This is a genomic window from Bradyrhizobium betae (assembly GCF_004123905.1).
Classification (GTDB): domain Bacteria; phylum Pseudomonadota; class Alphaproteobacteria; order Rhizobiales; family Xanthobacteraceae; genus Bradyrhizobium; species Bradyrhizobium betae_A.
Window position 1 is genome coordinate 1 of sequence record NZ_MZXW01000015.1, and the last position, 17,439, is coordinate 17,439.

Sequence of the window (17,439 nt, forward strand, 5' to 3'; positions counted from 1 at the left end):
GAACTCGTAGAACAACGCAGCCTGTTCGACTTGCCGATGTCCCATCATGATCTTCAGTCCTGCCAATTAGACTGACTGAATCACTGATCCCTCTGCGTCGCAACAGTCGCCTTTTTCAACACAATCGGCCCTTCGCGTCATTTGGCTGCGCTGCAGAATTTGGTCGCTATCGAGGCATAGCGGACTCTGGCAAGCCGTGCGCTGACAGATTTATGGGTTGTGACCGATCTTCCGACGCACGCCTCCTCAAGAGAAATCCTGCGTCAGGGTCGTGGCGAACCGCTCCAGCGCCCAGTCGACCTGGTCGCCGGTGATCACCAGCGGCGGGGCGATTCGGATCGTGTGCTCATGGGTGTCCTTGGCGAGGATGCCCTTGCCCTGGAGCGCCTCGCAGTAGCGGCGTGCGCGGCCGGCCTCGGGATGCAGCTCGACCGCCAGCATCAAGCCGCGCCCGCGCACCTCGCGGATGGTGTTGGCGCGGATGTCTTTCAAGCCTTGCAGAAAGCGCGCGCCCTGCCTGGCCGCGTTCTCGATCATGCCTTCCTCGACCAGCACGCGCATCGCCGCACGCGCCACCGCGCAGGCAAGCGGGTTGCCGCCGAAGGTCGAGCCGTGCTGCCCGGGTCGCAGTGTGCCGAGCACGTCGTTGTTCGAGAGCACGGCCGACACCGGATAGAAGCCGCCGGACAGGGCCTTGCCGAGCAGCGTCACGTCCGCCTCGATTCCCTCATGCTGTTCGGCGAGCAGCTTGCCGGTGCGGCCGAGCCCGGTCTGGATCTCGTCGAGCACCAGCATCACATTGTTGGCCGTGCAGAGCTCCCGCACCTCGTTGAAATAGCCGGCTGGAGGAATGATGACACCGGCTTCGCCCTGGATCGGCTCGACCAGGAAGGCGACGGTGTTCGGCGTGATCGCTTCTTGCAGCGCCGCGGCGTCGCCGAACGGGATGATCTTGAAGCCCGGGGCGAACGGCCCAAAGTGCTTGCGCGTCTCGGGGTCGGTTGAAAAGCCGACGACGCCCAGCGTGCGTCCATGGAAATTGTCGGCGCAGACGATGATCTCGGCCTGGCCGTCCGGCACGCCCTTCACCTCATAGCCCCATTTGCGCACCGACTTGATCGCGCTTTCGACCGCCTCGGCGCCACTGTTCATCGGCAGCACCTTGTGGGAGCCGGTCAACGCCGCGATCTCTTCGTAGAACGGGGCGAGCTGGTCGTTGTGGAAGGCGCGCGAGGTGAGCGTCAGCCTGCGTGCCTGTTCCATCATCGCCGCCAGGATCCTGGGGTGGCAGTGGCCCTGGTTGACCGCCGAATAGGCCGAGAGGCAATCGAGATAACGGTTGTCTTCGGTATCCCAGACCCAGACGCCTTCGCCACGCGACAGGACGACCCCGATCGGCGCGTAATTATGGGCGCCGAAGCGCGCTTCTGTGGCGAGGAAATCAATAACCGACGAGCTCATCTGTCGTCACTCCATGGCTGCGCGCCGGCGTCAACCGGCTGTACCGGCCCCGCTCAAATTGATTTGGGCATCAGTTTGCCCGTTTGGAAGCCTTCATGCGTCGATGGCGCGGTGCGGCCCGATTTGCCCGAAATGTCAAATGGTTCTGCGGAGCCACAGGGCATCGTTCGCCGATCCGCCGTCTACTGTGCATGGGGTTGTTTTCGACTTTTTTGTTTGAGGCCTCACCCGATCGCGCAAGGGACGTTCAAAAAACCGCGGAACCGCACGCGTCCGCCCCGCACCGGCGCGCCGCTCACGGCATAGTTCGGGAAGCGCGCCAGGAAACGCGAGATCGCAATCGCCCCTTCCAGCCGCGCCAGCGCCATGCCCGCGCATTGATGCGCGCCGGTGGCGAAGGCGAGATGCCGGTTCGGCGAGCGCGCGACGTCGAAGCTCTCCGGGTCGGGAAACTGCGCGGGGTCGCGGTTGGCAGCTCCAATGCACAGCGTCACCGACGTGCCGGCGTCGAGCATGACGCCGCCGAGCTCGACGCGCTCCGTGGTCATGCGGTTGCCGAGCTGGTTCGAGCTCTCGTAGCGCAGCATCTCCTCGACAGCGGTCTTGATCATGTCGGGGTTGTCGATGAGCCGTTGCTTCTGATCCGGGTTCCGGTGCAGCGCGACCAAGCCGTTGCCGATCAGGTTGGTGGTGGTCTCGTGGCCGGCGTTGAGCAGGAAGATGCAGTTGTGCAGCAGCTCCTTCTCGGTCAGCCGCTCGCCGTTCTCTTCACCCTGGATCAACCGCGTCAGTACGTCGCGCTCGGGATTGCCCGGCTTCTCGCGCCGGCGCGCGACCAGCGTTTCGAGATAGGCGAGGAAGTCCGTCACGGCCTTGTTGCCGCGCGCGGCGACTTCGGGCGACACGACAGGTTCGAGCGCTCCCAAAATCGCCAGCGACCAGTCGCGCAGCGGCGCGCGCTCGTCGTGGGGGACATCGAGCAGATTGCCGATGACCTCGATGGGAATGGAGGCGGCGAAATCCTCGATCAACTCGCATTGGCCCTTGGTGGCGATGGCGTCGAGCAGGCCGTCGACCAGCTTGACGATATCAGGCTCCATGCCGGCGATCGCGCGCGGCGACAGCGCGCCCATGATCAGGCGTCGCACGCGGGTGTGCGCCGGCGGATCGTTGAAGACGAGGCTCGTGGTGTGGTGCTCGTAGAGCGGGGTATCGCCGTATTTCGGCGCGAACTCGCGCTTCTTGTCCGAGCTGAACGATTTTGTGTTCTTGTAGGTGGTGACGAGGTCGTCATAGCGGGTCAGGAACACGGTGCCGTTTGGCAGGCGCTTGACGGGTTCGTTCTCCCGCAGTGCACGATAAGTGGGGTAGGGATCGGCGTAAAATTCCGCGGTCAGCTTCTCCAGATCGAAATGGGCCGCCAGCTCTTTCGCACTTGCGTTCATCCGCCATACTCGCCGGTTGAGACCGATATGCTGTTTTCGCTCTTTCGAGCCGCGCAGATCACCGTCTACAGTCACGCCCTGATTTGCAAGCCGACCGGACAGGAAAATGCACGCCCGCGCTGATGCTGCCGACACGGTCCCTGAGTCCAGTACTCTTTGGCCCGACGATATTTTCGCAACGTTGCAACGCTTCGACGTCCGGCAGGTGCCTTACGTGCCCGATGCCGGTCATTCAAAACTGATCCAGCGCGTGCTGGGTTCGTCCACGATGCGCGGCATCCCGCTGACGACGGAGGAGGAGGGCGTGGCGCTGCTCGCCGGCGCCTGGACCGGCGGACAGCGCGGCGTGCTTCTCATGCAGTCGAGCGGCGTCGGCAATTGCATCAACATGCTGTCGCTGATTCCGATCCTGCGCTTTCCGTTCCTCACCCTCGTGACCATGCGCGGCGAGTGGGGCGAGTTCAATCCTTGGCAAGTGCCGATGGGATCGACCACGCAGGGCGTGTTCGAGCTCTCGGGCGTCAAGGTGCTGCGCGCCTCGAATGCGGCGGAGGTGCCGGCCGTGCTGGAGGCGGCCGCGGCGCAGGCCTACAACGCGCTGACGCCCACCGCTGTCCTGCTGTCGCAGCGCCTGATCGGCGCCAAGGTTTTCACCAAATGAGCAAGGCCAATCTCCTCGACCGCCGGCAGGTGGTCTCGACGCTGCTTGCGAACCGCAAGGACGTCGTTGCGATCGGCGGCCTCGGGGCCTCCACCAACGACATTTGCGCGGCCGGCGACCACGCCCGCAATTTCTATCTCTGGGGCGGCATGGGCGGCGCCGCGATGATCGGGCTGGGCTTGGCGCTGGCGCAGCCGACGCTGCCGGTGCTGGTCATCACCGGCGACGGTGAGATGCTGATGGGCATGGGCAGCCTTGCCACCATCGGCCTGCAAAAACCGTCCAACCTCTCGATCGTGGTGCTCGATAACGAGGCCTATGGCGAGACCGGCGGCCAGACCAGCCATACCTCGGCCGCCGCCGACCTCGTCGGCGTCGCCCGGGCCTGCGGGATCCAGCACAGTGAGTCGATCTCGACCATGGCCGAGGTCGAGGCCTTCGCCAAAGCCGTCCACGACGTTTCGGCCGGCCCGCGATTTGCCAATGTGAAGATCGACAGCGCCAGCCTTGAGCGGATCCTGCCGAGCCGGGACGGGACCTACATCGTCAACCGGATCCGCGGCGACCTCGGCTTCCAGCCGATCTAGGCCCACACGGTTTGCCTGCGGGCGTCGTGCTGCTCGCGAGCCGTGCAGGCGGGCCAATTTCCACTGATTTTACAACGCTTTCAGGTTGCGATGCAGCATAATGCTTGACTTTTGCGTGGGTGAGTGCTTACTCACTAGCATGAGCTCATTGCGTATGACGAGCGACCTGAGGCGTCAATTGATCCTCGGTGCCGCGAAACGCTGCTTCGCCCGACACGGCTATACCGGCACCACGACGAAGAGCGTGGCGGCCGCCGCTGCCATTTCCGAGGCGCTGCTGTTCAAGCATTTCCCGTCCAAGGCGGCGCTCTACGCCGAGATCCTCAGTGACGAGTGCGAGGCGGACCCGGCCTTGATGGAGCTGCTCGAGCGGCAGCCGTCGACGGCTGCTCTGGTCGAGCTGATCCGCGCCATGGTCCAGCACTTCCTCCACATCGCTGACGGTCCCGACCAGGAAGAAGCGCAGCGCCTGCGACTGATGGCCACGAGTCATTTGGATGATGGCGAATTCGCCCGTCTGCTATATGCCAAGATCGAGAAGCTGATCGGAGCTATCTTCGTCGCCTCGCTCGAGCGTGCGGTTGCCAGCAGTGACGCGCGGCCATTCAGCGGCGATCCGCTCAACCTGTTCTGGTTTGCGCATCACACGCTGATGACGGCTGCGCTGACCAGGCTGCCGGCCGCGCCTTGCCTCGCGTATGGCAAGGCGAACGACCTCGAGCGGCAGCTGTGTGAGTTTCTCCTGAGGGGTATCGGACTTAACGACGCCGCAATTGCTTCGCATTTGAGCCACGATCAGGCCGTGGGTGCGGGCAAGACCGCGATTGCAGAGAGTGCATGACATGAACATCGTAGCCGAACACAAGATTTCGGGCCAACCGATCGACAACAAGGCTCCCAAGCGTCCGGTCCGGCCGGTGCTCTGGTTCATCATCGTCGGCACGCTGCTCGGCGTGCTGGTCGGTGGTCTCGTCTGGTTCAATTATTTCCGCGGCCAGATGATCAAGCAGTTCTTCGCCAACAACAAGCCGCCGCCGACCGCCGTCAGCGCAGCCGAAGCGAAGTCGGAGGTGGTGCCGAACCTGCTCACCGCGGTCGGCGGCCTTGCCGCCGTTCACCAGGTCGATGTCAGTGCCGACGTCAACGGCCGCGTCACCGAGATCAAGTTCGAGCCGGGCACCCATGTCGAGGCCGGCACGCCGCTGGTGCAGCTGTTCGACGCGCCGGATCAGGGCGACCTCGCCAACTACAAGGCGCAGTCGACCGTCGCGCAGCTGTCGCTCGATCGCGCCAAGCAACTGGCATCGCGCCAGTTCGGCCCGCAGGCAACGGTCGATTCCGCGCAGGCCGCCTACGACCAGGCGCTGGCCGGCATCGCCAAGACCGAGGCATTGATCTCGCAGAAGCTGGTCCGCGCGCCGTTCTCCGGCGATCTCGGCGTCCGCAAGGTCGAGGTCGGCCAGTATCTGACGGCCGGCACGGCCATCGTGTCGCTGACTGATCTGTCGGTGCTGTGGGCCAACTTCACCGTGACGGAAAAGGACTCGGGCAACCTCAAGGTCGGCCAGCCGGTCCGGCTCAAGGTCGACGCCTATCCGGGCCGCACCTTCGACGCCAAGATCACCACGATCGAGCCGCAGATCGCCACCGACACCCGCAACATCCGCGTGCAGGCGACGGTTGCCAATCCGGAGAAGATCCTGAAGCCCGGCATGTTCGTGACCACGACGGTGGTGCTGCCGGACAAGCCGGCGGTGGTCACCGTGCCGGAGACAGCGGTCGACTACACGCTGTACGGCGACTCCGTGTTCGTGATCACCGAGAAGAAGGAAGAGGACGGCAAGACCAGCCTCTCCGCGGTGCGCACATTCGTGCAGACCGGCAACCGGGTCGATGGTCGTGCTGAAATCGTCAAAGGTCTGAAGCCGGGCGACAAGGTCGTCGCCGTCGGCCAGCTCAAGCTGCAATCGGGCTCGGCGGTGTCGATTTCGACCGACCCGGCGCCGGCTATCCCGGCGCAGCCGCCGCGATACTGACGCCGCACACGTCGCAGCGTGATCCGGCACGGCCGGGTCACGCGCTTTGCAAGTCAACGAAACCGAGATCGCCGCGATGCGCTTTACCGACATTTTCATCAAACGCCCGGTCCTGTCGGTCGTCGTCAGCCTGCTGATCCTTCTGATCGGCCTGCGCGCGGCGACGACGCTGCCGATCCGACAATATCCAAAACTGTCGAACACGGTCATCAACATCACGACCGTCTATCCCGGCGCGTCCGCCGACCTGATCCAGGGCTTCATCACCACGCCGATCGAGCAGGCCGTCGCCTCGGCCGAAGGCGTCGATTACATGACCTCGTCCTCGGTGCTCGGCACCTCGACGATCCAGGTCTACATCAAGCTGAATTTCGATCCGAACCAGGCGCTCACCGAGGTGCTGGCCAAGACGAACTCGGTCAAATATCTGATTCCGAAGGAATCCAACGACCCGATCGTCACCAAGACCACGGGCCAGACTACGGCGGTGATGTATCTCGGCTTCTCGTCCGACGAGCTGTCGGGCTCGGCGATCTCCGACTATTTGACGCGCGTGGTGCAGCCGGTGCTGTCGACCGTCGATGGCGTCGCGTCCGCCGACATCCTCGGCGCCCAGAATTTTGCGATGCGGCTGTGGCTCGATCCCATGAAGATGGCCGGCCGCAACGTATCGCCAGCGGATGTGTCGGCTGCTATCGCCGCCAACAACTTCCAGTCCGCGGCGGGCCAGACCAAGGGCTATTTGATCGTCTCGAACATCTCGACGAATACGGGCCTGACCGACGTCAACCAGTTCAAGAAGATGATCGTCAAGGCCAAGGACGGCGGCTTCGTGCGGATGGAGGACATCGCGTCCGTCGAGCTTGCCGCGCAGACCACCGATGCGAGCGTAGCCTTCAACGGCGAGCACGCGATCTTCATCGGCGTGCAGGCGACTCCGCAAGGCAACCCGTTGACGCTGGTCAAGGGCGTGCGCGCGCTGTTCCCGGAGCTCGAGCGTAACCTGCCGCCGTCGATGAAGATGAAGGTCGCCTACGATTCGACCAAGTTCATTCAGTCCTCGATCGACGAGGTCGAGAAGACGCTGGGCGAAGCCATCATCATCGTCATCGTGGTGATCTTCCTGTTCCTGGCGTCGTTCCGCTCCGTTATCATTCCGGTTGTCACGATTCCTCTGTCGATGATCGGCGTCTGCACGCTGATGCTGATGCTGGGCTTCAGCTTCAACCTGCTGACGCTGCTTGCGATGGTGCTCGCGATCGGTCTCGTCGTCGACGACGCCATCGTGGTGGTGGAGAACATCCATCGGCATCTGGAGGAAGGGAAGACACCGGTACAGGCGTCATTGGAAGGTGCGCGGGAAATCGTCGGTCCGGTCATCTCGATGACCATCACGCTTGCCGCCGTGTATGCCCCGATCGGCTTCCTCGGTGGCCTGACCGGCTCGCTGTTCCGCGAATTCGCCTTCACGCTCGCGGGCTCCGTGATCGTGTCGGGCGTGATCGCGCTGACGCTGTCGCCGATGATGTGCTCGGTGTTGCTGAAGAACACGGAGGAGGGCCGGTTTGCAAAGCTCGTGAACGGGGTATTTGGCGCCCTGACGCGCTGGTACGGCCGCAGGCTCGACCGCTCGCTTGACTACAAGTCCATCACCGGCCTGTTCGCGGTGACGATCCTCGGGCTCGTGGGCTTCCTCTACATGCACACCTCGAAGGAGCTGGCGCCTGAGGAGGACCAGGGAATCGTGTTCGCGGTGACCAAGGCGCCGAAATACGCCAACATCGACTATGTCGATTTCTACGGCGAGAAGCTCGACAAGGAATTCCAGAAGTTCGCCGAAACCGATCTGCGTTTCGTGCTGAACGGCATCAACGGGCCGCAGGGCGGTATCGCGGGCATGCTGCTGAAGCCGTGGGACGAACGCAAGCGTTCCTCGATTGCGCTGAAGCCACTGGTCCAGGCCGAGCTTTCCAAGATCGAGGGCGTCCAGGCCTTTGCGTTCAATTTGCCGCCGCTGCCGGGTGGGCCGGGCGGTCTGCCGGTGCAGATGGTGATCAACTCGACCGCGGGCTTCCAGGCCGTCTACGAGCAGATGGAGAAGTTGAAGGCCGCCGCGCGCAAGAGCGGCATGTTCATCGTTTCCGACAGTGACCTCGCCTACAACCAGCCGACCGTGACGGTGAAGATCGACCGTACCAAGGCCCAGGACCTCGGCGTCAACATGCAGAATGTCGGCAGTGCGCTGGCGGTGCTGCTGGGCGGCAACTACATCAACCGCTTCAATCTGGAGGGCCGCTCCTATCAGGTGATCCCGCAAGTGCCGCGCGGCCAGCGGCTCTCGCCGGAATCGCTCGGCGGCTACTACGTGTCGACCAACACCGGCCAGCAGCTTCCGTTGTCGACGGTGGTGTCGATCGAGACCAGGACCGATCCGAATTCGCTGACGCATTACAATCAGCTCAATTCGGCGACCTTCTCGGCCGTGCCGATGCCCGGTGTCACCGTCGGTGCTGCGGTCGACTTCCTCGAAGGCGAGGCCAAGAATCTGCCGCAGGGCTTCAGCCATGACTACCTCGCCGACTCCCGACAGTATGTGCAGGAAGGCAACCAGCTCGCGATCACTTTCGGCTTCGCACTGATCATCATCTTCCTGGTGCTGGCGGCTCAGTTCGAGAGTCTTCGCGATCCGCTCGTCATCATGATCTCGGTGCCGATGGCGATCGTCGGCGCACTGATCCCGCTGTTCTTCGGCATGGCAACCATGAACATCTACACCCAGGTCGGTCTGCTAACCCTGGTCGGCCTGATCACCAAGCACGGCATCCTGATGGTGGAGTTCGCCAACGAGCTCCAGATCAACGAGCGGCTCGATCGCCGGTCCGCGATCGAGATGTCGGCCCGCATTCGTCTCCGGCCGATCCTGATGACCACGGCGGCGATGGTGACCGGCCTGATCCCGCTCCTGACCGCGACCGGCGCGGGCGCGGCCAGCCGCTTCTCGATCGGCCTCGTGGTCGTCGCCGGCATGTCGATCGGCACCCTGTTCACGCTGTTCGTGCTGCCGGCGGTCTATGTGGTGCTGGCAACCGACCACCGTGCGGCGGCCGATTCTGAGCGGAACAAGCAGGTCAACGATCTCGACCTCAACGCCAAGGCGCTGCGGCCGACCTGAGGCCGCAACAATCGGACAAGAGGGGCGGTAGCGGCCAGTCCGTTGCCGCCGCTTTTTATGTGCCCCGGCGCGGCGGCCGCCGTCAGGCCTAAAGCGCAATGAGATTGGGATGAATCGTCATCGCGCTTTAGGTTGTTGTTTGCGCATGATCTTTTCGGAAAACCGCTTCGCACTTTTCCGGATCATGCTTTAGGGCGAGCCCTTCCCGCGCTGGCGAGAGACAACGTCCGGCCTTCTTGCTAGGTATGGTGGGATGAGCCTCTCCCTCCACCCCGATACCCCGCAACCCAGGGCGCTGCCGAGCGCGGCCGCGGATGGCGTCGGGTCCGGCGAAGCGGCGGGGCCGCGGATCAGGACGCGGCTGTTCACCAAATATGTCGCGCTGTTCGTGGCCGTCGTCGCCATTGCGCTGCTTGCCAACGGCCTGTTCGAGGTCTTCTTCTATTATCGGGAGCACAAGGCCGCGCTGATCCGGGTTCAGCATGAGCAGGCCGAGGCGGCGGCAGCCAAGATCGGCCAGTTCGTCAAGGAGATCGAGAGCCAGCTCGGCTGGACCACGCAGCTGCCCTGGTCGGGGGGCTCGATCGAGCAGCGCCGGTTCGACGCGCTGCGTCTGTTGCGTCAGGTCCCCGCGATCACCGAACTCGCCCAGGTGGATTCGACCGGCAAGGAGCGCCTGCGGGTCTCGCGGCTGGCCATGGACGCGATCGACAGCGGGATCGATCTGTCGGCCGACCCAAAGTTCACCGAGGCGGTCGCGCACAAGGTCTATTACGGGCCGGTCTATTTCCGCAGGGACTCAGAGCCCTACATGACGCTGGCGCTGGCCGGCGCGCGCAAGGATGCCGGCGTCAGCATCGCGGAGGTCAATCTCAAGCTGATCTGGGACGTCGTGTCCCAGATCAAGGTCGGCGAGCACGGACACGCCTATGTGGTCGGCCCGGAGGGGCGCCTGATCGCGCATCCCGATATCAGCCTGGTCCTGCGCAACACCGACATGTCCGGCCTCGCGCAGGTGCGCGCCGCGCAGGCCGAAGGCGGCACCATCTCCGACGTGCTTCCCGAAGCGCGCAACATCCAGGGGCAGAAGGTGCTGACCGCATCGGCTCCGATCGCGCCGATGCATTGGACGATGTTCGTCGAGTTGCCGGTCGAGGAGGCCTATGCGGCGCTCTATGCTTCGCTGCAGCGGCTTGCGATCGTGTTGTTCGCGGCCTCGATCTTCGCGGTCCTTGCCGGGATTTTTCTGGCGCGCCGCATGGTCGGGCCGATCCAGGCGTTACGGAGTGGCGCCGAGCGCATCGGCAGCGGCGATTTCGCGCAGCGGATATCGATCAAGACCGGCGACGAGCTCGAAGGGCTCGCCGACCAGTTCAACGACATGGGCGCGCGCCTGCAGGAATCCTATGCCGACCTCGAGAACAAGGTCGAGCAGCGGACCGCAGAGCTGCGGCAATCCCTGAACGACCTTCGCGCCGCCCAGGATCGCCTGGTTCAGACCGAGAAGCTGGCATCGCTCGGCCAGCTCACCGCGGGCATCGCCCATGAGATCAAGAACCCGCTGAATTTCGTCAACAATTTCTCCTCGGTCTCGACCGAGCTGATCGACGAGCTCAACGAGGCCCTGCAAGCGGCCTCGCTTGACGGCAAGACGAAGGAGGAGGTCGACGAACTGACCGGCATGCTCAAGAGCAATCTCGAAAAGGTCGTGCAGCACGGCAAGCGCGCCGATTCCATCGTCAGGAACATGCTGCTGCATTCGCGCGAGGGCTCCGGCGAGCATCGCCCCAGCGACATCAATGCGGTCGTGGAGGAGAGCCTCAATCTCGCCTATCACGGCGCGCGTGCCGAACGACCTGCCTTCAACGTCACGCTCGAGCGCGACTTCGACCCCGCAGCCGGCATGGTCGACATCTATCCGCAGGAGATCGCGCGCGTCTTCCTCAACCTGATCTCGAACGGCTTCTATGCTTCTGCCAAACGCAAGGAAAGCGCTGCGGGTACCTTCGAGCCTACCCTGCGTGCAGCGACGAAAAATCTTGGTGGCAGCGTCGAGATCCGGATTCGCGACAACGGCACCGGCATTCCACCTGACGTGAAGGAGAAGATGTTCAATCCCTTCTTCACCACCAAGCCGGCCGGCGAGGGCACCGGGCTCGGCCTGTCCATGAGCCATGACATCGTCGTGAAGCAGCATGGCGGCACGATCGACGTGGATACCAAGCCCGGTGTATTCACGGAATTCATCATCATCCTGCCGCGCGTGATGGCGGCAGGCGGCACTCCCGGAGGCAAGAGTTGAACGTTTACATCCTGGTCGTCGACGACGAACCCGACGTCGAGGCACTGTTCCGGCAGCAGTTCCGGCGCGACCTGCGCGCCGGCCGCTTCCAGATGGAGTTTGCTGCGTCCGCGCCCGAAGCGCTGAAGCGCGCCGCCGAGGTGCGTGATCCCTCGCTGATCCTGATCCTGTCGGACATCAACATGCCCGGCATGAGCGGGCTCGACATGCTGCCCAAGGTGCGTGCCGAGCATCCGGATGTTCCCGTCATCATGATCACGGCCTATGGCGACGCGGAGACGCGCAGGAAGGCGATCGAGCGCGGCGCCGTCGGGCTCCTGACCAAGCCGATCGATTTTGCGCTGCTGCGGCAGCAGATCGACACGAGGCTCGAGCAAGCCGCATGACCGCGACCATCCTCTTCGTCGACGACGAGCCGGACCTCGAGGCGCTGGTCCTGCAGAAGTTCCGCAGGCAGATCCGCGACGGGGACGTCGACATCATGTTCGCGCGCGACGGCCTCGAGGCGCTGCAATCGCTCGAGCACAATCCGCATGTCGATATGGTGGTGTCCGATATCAACATGCCCAGGATGGATGGACTGTCGCTGCTGGCCAAGCTCCAGGAGGCGGAAGACAAGAAGTCGACCATCATTGTCTCGGCCTATGGCGATATGAGCAACATCCGCACGGCCATGAACCGCGGTGCGTTCGACTTCCTGACCAAGCCGATCGACTTCGTCGACCTGGAAGCCACGATTTCGAAGACCATGCGCCACATCGAGATGCTGCGCGAGGTGCGGCGCCGGCAGATGGAGGCGGAGCGCGCCCAGGCGGCGCTGTCGCGTCATTTCTCGCCCGAGCTCGCCAAGCGTCTGGCGGCAAGCGGAGACGGTGAGGGAATCGAGGTGCAGTGGCGCGATGTCGCGACCATCTTCACTGACATCACCGGCTTCACCTCGCTGGTCGAGACCGCGCCGCCGGAGACGCTGGGCGCGCTTCTCAGCGAATATGTCGGCGGAATGACCGAAATCGTGTTCGCACATGAAGGGACGGTCGCAAAGATCATCGGCGACGCGCTCCTGGTGTTGTTCAACGCGCCCGGCGACCAGCCCGATTATGCGACGCGTGCGGTCGCCTGCGCCCACGATCTCGATGCCTGGGCGCAGGATTTTTGCGCGCGCCAGAAGGCCAAGGGCGTGAGTTTCGGCGCCACGCGCATTGGTATTCACGTCGGGCCGGCACTGGTCGGAAATTTCGGCGGCAACCGCTTCTTCGACTACACCGCCTATGGGGACTCCATCAACATCGCAGCGCGGCTGGAAGCGGCCAACAAGCAGCTGGGAACGCGCATCTGCGTCAGTGCCGGCGTCGCCAAGGCGGCCGAGAATTTTCAAGGCCGTCCCGTGGGTGAGCTGATGCTGCGTGGCCGCAGCGAGCCGTTGCAGGCGTTCGAGCCGCTGACGCAGGCCAGATTCGATGCGCCGGAGACGGCGCTCTATTCCGAGGCTTTCGCCAAGATGGAGGCCGGTGACGCCGCCGCCATGCCGGCCTTTGCCGCGCTGGTCGGCATGCACGCCGACGATTCCCTGGCCGGCTTTCACCTGAAGCGCCTGCTCAACGGCGCCAAGGACATTCGCATGCAACTGGACTAGGAGTTCGAGATGGTCAGTGACTTCTCTGCCGGCAATTATCGTTTCATTCCGTCCGTGTTCCAGTATTCGGCGGGTGCTGCTGCGGACGACGGTTATGAGATCGAGCGTGTCCGCTTCGATCGGCCGGTGCTGCTGGCCGAGGGATTTGCACTGGCGGCAAAGTATATTCAGGAGGCAGGGCGGCCGCTGACGGCGTTCTGCGCCTGCGAGCTGCGCTCGCCGGCGGCCTTCAGCGAAGAGGGCTTTCGCGCGTTCAACCTGCATTATGTGAAGACGCTGTCCGAATGGGGCATTTTTGACGGCACCAACAATCCGGTGGCGCGCAGCAATGTCTGCCCCGAGATCGATCCACCGTCCGAGCCGTCGTTCTATGCGTTCTCCTTCACGCGCCCAACGACCTCGAAGAGCCCGAGCTTTGTTATCGCTGGTGGTGCCGAGGCACGCGAGGGCAGCGGCACCTATGTCGAGCGCACCGTGCGCTACCGAGACCTCAGTCCGGAAGGCCTGCGCGAGAAGGTGCGCTTCACCACGACCTCGCAGATGGAGAACCGCATGGCGGCGTTCGGCTTCGGCTGGAAAGACACGACCGGCGTGCAGGCCTATTCCGTGCACGACTTTCACCACGCGCTGGTCGACGAACTGGTCCGCCGCGGCGCGCTGCGCTCCGGCCTGACCTGGCATTTCGCCCGGCCGCCGGTGGTCGATCTCGAATACGAGATGGATTGCCGCCGCGTGATGCGGGAGATGGTGATTTAGCGCTGGCGCGGGTCGAGCGCGTCGCGCAGGCCGTCGCCGAGCAGGTTCAGCGACAGCACCACGAGGAAGATCGCGAGCCCCGGCCAGATCGCCATCCAGGGTGCCTGGGTCAGGAAGCGCTGCGCCGCGTTGAGCATGCTGCCCCAGGACGGCGCCGGCGGCTGCTGACCGAGGCCGAGGAAGGACAGCGCGGCTTCCGCGATGATGGCAGCCGCGATCGAGAGCGTGGCCTGCACCAGAAGCGCCGGCAGGATGTTCGGCAGGATATGCGCGAACGCGATCCGCCAGCCGGGATTGCCGAGCGCGCGCGCCGCCTCGACATAATCCTCGGCCTTGACGACCAGCACCTGGCCGCGGGTGAGGCGGATGAAGATCGGGGTGGCCGAGATGCCGATCGCGATCATGGCATTGCCGAGGCTCGGGCCGAGGAACGCCGCGAGCGCGATTGCGAGGATCAGGAACGGGCAGGCCAGCATCGCATCCGTGATCCGGCTGATCAGCGCGTCGACAAAGCCGCCACGATAGCCGGCGAGGAGACCAAGGGGCACGCCGATCCCGAGCGCGATCGCGACCGAGATCAGACCCGCCATCAGGGACGCCCGCGCGCCATAGACGACACGGCTCAGGATGTCGCGGCCGAGTTCGTCAGTGCCTAGCCAGTGCGCCGCGGTCGGCGGCTTGCGCACCAGACTCCAGCTCGTCGCGATGGGATCATAGGGCACGACGAGTGGGGCGAGCGCAGCAAGCAGAATGAACGCCGTGATCACGACGAGCCCGAACACGGCGGCCTTGCGCTTGAACAGCCGCCGCCGGGCGCGACGGGCCGGGCTGTCCAGCTCATAGGCCTGCGTGGCGGTACCGGCGGGTAGTGCTGCGTCGGTCATCGCCTAGCCTCTCAGCCGCGGATTGACGAGGATATAAGCCACGTCGGCCACGAGGTTCAGGGTGATGTAGACCGTGGCCGTCACCAGCACCACGCCTTGCACGACCGCATAGTCGCGGTTGAACACGGCGTCCACGATCAGCTTGCCGAAGCCGGGAATGGAGAAGATCTGTTCGGTCAGCACCGCGCCCGACAGCAGCGTGCCGAGCTCGAGCGCGCCGAGCGTGATGATCGGTGTCAGCGCGTTGCGCATCGCGTGCTTCAGGATGACCGAGCGTTCGGAGAGGCCCTTGGCGCGCGCGGTGCGGACATAATCGCTCTCAAGCACCTGGAGCATCGCGCTGCGGGTATGCCGCATCAGGATCGCGGAAATCGCGTTGCCGAGCACGAACGCCGGCATGATGGTGGCGGCGAGGCTGGCGCGCCAGTTCTCGGTGAGCGGCACATAGCCCGAGGCCGGCAGCCAGCCGAGCTCGATGGAGAACAGGAAGATCATGAGGATTCCGAGCCAGAAATTCGGCGTCGAGAGGCCCCACAGCGCGAACAAACTGGCGCCGTAGTCCCACGCTGTGCCCTTTTTCACCGCGGAGACGATCCCGGCGGGAACGCCGATCAGGAACGCAAACAGGAACGCCATCGAGCCGAGCTGGAGCGTCACCGGCAACTTTTGTGCGATCAGCTCGCGCACCGGCATCTTGTTGCGCAACGACTCGCCGAAATTGCCCGACAGCACGCCCTTGAGCCAGTAGACGTACTGCACCGGGATCGGTTGATCGAGCCGGTATTGCTGGCGGATCTGCTCGATCACGGCGGGATCGCGCTCCTCTCCGGCCATCACCAGCGCGGGATCACCGGGCAGCAATTGCTGGAGCGAGAAGATCAGCACCGACACGAAGAACAGGGTCGGCACGATCTGCGCGATGCGGCGGGCGAGGAAATTCAGCATGGCCGGGCTCGCGTCCCAGGCGCAGCCGCAATCATTTGAACTTCAGCCCGACCACGCGCACCAGGCCGTCCGGCATCTGCCTGTAGCCCTGGAGCTTGGTCGTGTGTGCGATCAGGAGCTTGCGGTGGTAGATGTAAATGATGGGCAGATCGTCGAGCAGGATCTTGGTCAACTTCTCATAGATCGCCTTGCGCTCGTCGACGTTGGAGGTCGCTCGTCCGTCTTCCAGGAGCTTGTCGGCGTCAGGGTTGGAATAGACGCCGTCATTCTGAGGGGCCTTGCTGCGCATGAAGATGTAGGAGTTGCCGTCAGGATCGATGCGGCCGCTCCAGTTGATCTGGAAGATCTGAAATTCGCCGGCTTGCGCCTGCTTGAAGGTGGTCGCGAATTCAACGACGCGAATCTTGATGTCGAAACCCGCTTCCGCGGCCATCGACTGTACGACCTGCGCAACGGCCTCATACTCCGTCCCCTTGGGGACCATGTAGTCGACTGTCACGGGGAGGCTGACGCCGGCTTCCTTCAATAGCGCCTTCGCCTTCGCGATATCGCGGCCGTGGACCGGGAACGCCTTCTGGTAATAGGGATGGGTCGGGCTGACCCATTGATTGCCGGGCGTGAATTCGCCGTTGAAGACGACCTGGTTGAGCGCCTCGCGATCGATCGACAGGTCGAGCGCCTGGCGCACCTTCGCGGACTGGCTCAGCGGCCCCTTGGTCTTGTCGTTGCCGATGTTGACGGTCAGGCCGAGATAGCCGAGCTCCGGTGCCGTCGACAGCACCAGCTTGGAATCGGCGCGCACGTCCTTGATGTCGGTCGCCAGCACGCGCTCGATCAGATCGAGCCCGCCGGACTTCAAATTGGCGAGACGGACGGTGGCGTCGATGATCGGCAGGAATACGACGCGGTCGATATGGACGTTGTCCTTGTTCCAGTAGTCGGCGAATTTCTCGAACACCATGCGGTCCTGCTGGACGCGCTCGACGAATTTGTAGGGGCCGGCGCAGACCGGGTGCAGGCCGAACTTGTCGCCGGCTTCCTTTGCCGCCTTGGGCGACATCATCATGCCCGAGCGGTCGGTGAGCTGGGCAATCAAGGGCGAGTAGGGCGTCTTGAGCACCAGCTTGATGGTCAGGGGATCGACCACCTCGACATGATCGACGCTGGCGAGCTCGGATTTGCGGAACGATCCGGGCAGCGTCATGTGACGCTCGATCGAGAATTTCGCGGCTTCCGCGTCCAGCGGCTCGCCGTCGTGGAATTTGACGCCAGGCCGGAGCTTGATCGTCATCTCCTTGCCGTCGGCCGAGGTCTCGTGGGACAGCGCAAGTTGCGGCACGACGTTGAGCTTCTCGTCGATATCGAACAGCTTGTCGCAGAAGGCGGAGAATACGATGCGGCCGACATAGGTGCGGCCGATGCTGGGATCGAGGATGTCGGGGTCCTCGGCGATGCCGATGCGAAGCGTGGTCTGGGCTTGGACTGCGCCCGCGAGCGACGTCAGCAGGGCCGACGCCAGGATTGTCAAACGCACAAAGCTCATCGCTCTCAACCTCT

The 17,439-nt window shown here is 63.9% G+C and carries 14 protein-coding genes; 9 read left to right on the forward strand and 5 right to left on the reverse strand.

Translation table 11 applies throughout. From position 1 onward, the window contains the following. Positions 1–246: 246 nt before the first annotated feature. Together rocD and B5V03_RS07890 are read right to left on the reverse strand one after the other, a co-directional pair. Complete coding sequence (gene rocD / locus B5V03_RS07885) at positions 247–1,461, reverse strand: ornithine--oxo-acid transaminase (RefSeq protein ID WP_129268857.1); 1,215 nt, start codon at positions 1,459–1,461, stop codon at positions 247–249. Between the two features lie 224 nt (positions 1,462–1,685). Continuing rightward, the gene (locus B5V03_RS07890) at positions 1,686–2,906 is read right to left on the reverse strand and encodes a cytochrome P450 (protein ID WP_129268859.1); all 1,221 of its coding nucleotides are present in this window, start codon (positions 2,904–2,906) and stop codon (positions 1,686–1,688) included. A 106-nt stretch (positions 2,907–3,012) separates the two neighbouring features. Here B5V03_RS07890 and B5V03_RS07895 point away from each other — a divergent pair, with 106 nt between their 5' ends. From B5V03_RS07895 to cnbZ, 9 genes are all read left to right on the forward strand, one after another. After that, a complete protein-coding gene (locus B5V03_RS07895) occupies positions 3,013–3,567 on the forward strand; it encodes a phosphonopyruvate decarboxylase (RefSeq protein ID WP_129268861.1) in 555 nt (184 codons plus the stop codon). Next, positions 3,564–4,154: a thiamine pyrophosphate-dependent enzyme gene (locus tag B5V03_RS07900; protein ID WP_129268863.1), complete on the forward strand. Its 591-nt coding sequence runs from the start codon at positions 3,564–3,566 to the stop codon at positions 4,152–4,154. Before B5V03_RS07895 ends, B5V03_RS07900 begins: the two co-directional genes overlap by 4 nt. 139 nt (positions 4,155–4,293) lie before the next feature. Next, the gene (locus B5V03_RS07905) at positions 4,294–4,995 is read left to right on the forward strand and encodes a TetR/AcrR family transcriptional regulator (RefSeq protein ID WP_129269675.1); all 702 of its coding nucleotides are present in this window, start codon (positions 4,294–4,296) and stop codon (positions 4,993–4,995) included. Between the two features lies 1 nt (position 4,996). Beyond that, positions 4,997–6,190, forward strand: a complete 1,194-nt coding sequence (locus B5V03_RS07910; protein ID WP_129268865.1) for an efflux RND transporter periplasmic adaptor subunit — start codon at positions 4,997–4,999, stop codon at positions 6,188–6,190. A 76-nt stretch (positions 6,191–6,266) separates the two neighbouring features. Continuing rightward, positions 6,267–9,362, forward strand: coding sequence for a MexW/MexI family multidrug efflux RND transporter permease subunit (locus B5V03_RS07915; RefSeq protein WP_129269677.1), 3,096 nt, complete (start codon positions 6,267–6,269; stop codon positions 9,360–9,362). Between the two features lie 253 nt (positions 9,363–9,615). After that, positions 9,616–11,664: a sensor histidine kinase gene (locus B5V03_RS07920; protein WP_129268867.1), complete on the forward strand. Its 2,049-nt coding sequence runs from the start codon at positions 9,616–9,618 to the stop codon at positions 11,662–11,664. Continuing rightward, the gene (locus B5V03_RS07925) at positions 11,661–12,050 is read left to right on the forward strand and encodes a response regulator (protein WP_129268869.1); all 390 of its coding nucleotides are present in this window, start codon (positions 11,661–11,663) and stop codon (positions 12,048–12,050) included. The genes B5V03_RS07920 and B5V03_RS07925 overlap by 4 nt, the downstream gene beginning before the upstream one ends. After that, complete coding sequence (locus B5V03_RS07930; protein WP_129268871.1) at positions 12,047–13,297, forward strand: adenylate/guanylate cyclase domain-containing protein; 1,251 nt, start codon at positions 12,047–12,049, stop codon at positions 13,295–13,297. Before B5V03_RS07925 ends, B5V03_RS07930 begins: the two co-directional genes overlap by 4 nt. Positions 13,298–13,306: 9 nt before the next feature. Beyond that, complete coding sequence (cnbZ, locus tag B5V03_RS07935) at positions 13,307–14,053, forward strand: 2-amino-5-chloromuconate deaminase CnbZ (RefSeq protein WP_129268873.1); 747 nt, start codon at positions 13,307–13,309, stop codon at positions 14,051–14,053. On the opposite strand, the gene B5V03_RS07940 is transcribed toward cnbZ, so the two are convergent. The 3 genes from B5V03_RS07940 to B5V03_RS07950 are packed head-to-tail and all read right to left on the reverse strand — an operon-like array spanning position 14,050 to position 17,425. Next, positions 14,050–14,937, reverse strand: coding sequence for an ABC transporter permease (locus tag B5V03_RS07940; RefSeq protein ID WP_129268875.1), 888 nt, complete (start codon positions 14,935–14,937; stop codon positions 14,050–14,052). The genes cnbZ and B5V03_RS07940 overlap by 4 nt on opposite strands. 3 nt (positions 14,938–14,940) lie before the next feature. Next, positions 14,941–15,882: an ABC transporter permease gene (locus tag B5V03_RS07945; RefSeq protein ID WP_129268877.1), complete on the reverse strand. Its 942-nt coding sequence runs from the start codon at positions 15,880–15,882 to the stop codon at positions 14,941–14,943. A 31-nt stretch (positions 15,883–15,913) separates the two neighbouring features. Then, positions 15,914–17,425 carry an ABC transporter substrate-binding protein gene (locus tag B5V03_RS07950; RefSeq protein ID WP_129268879.1) on the reverse strand — a complete coding sequence of 504 codons (1,512 nt, stop codon included), beginning with the start codon at positions 17,423–17,425 and terminating at the stop codon, positions 15,914–15,916. Positions 17,426–17,439: the final 14 nt, after the last annotated feature.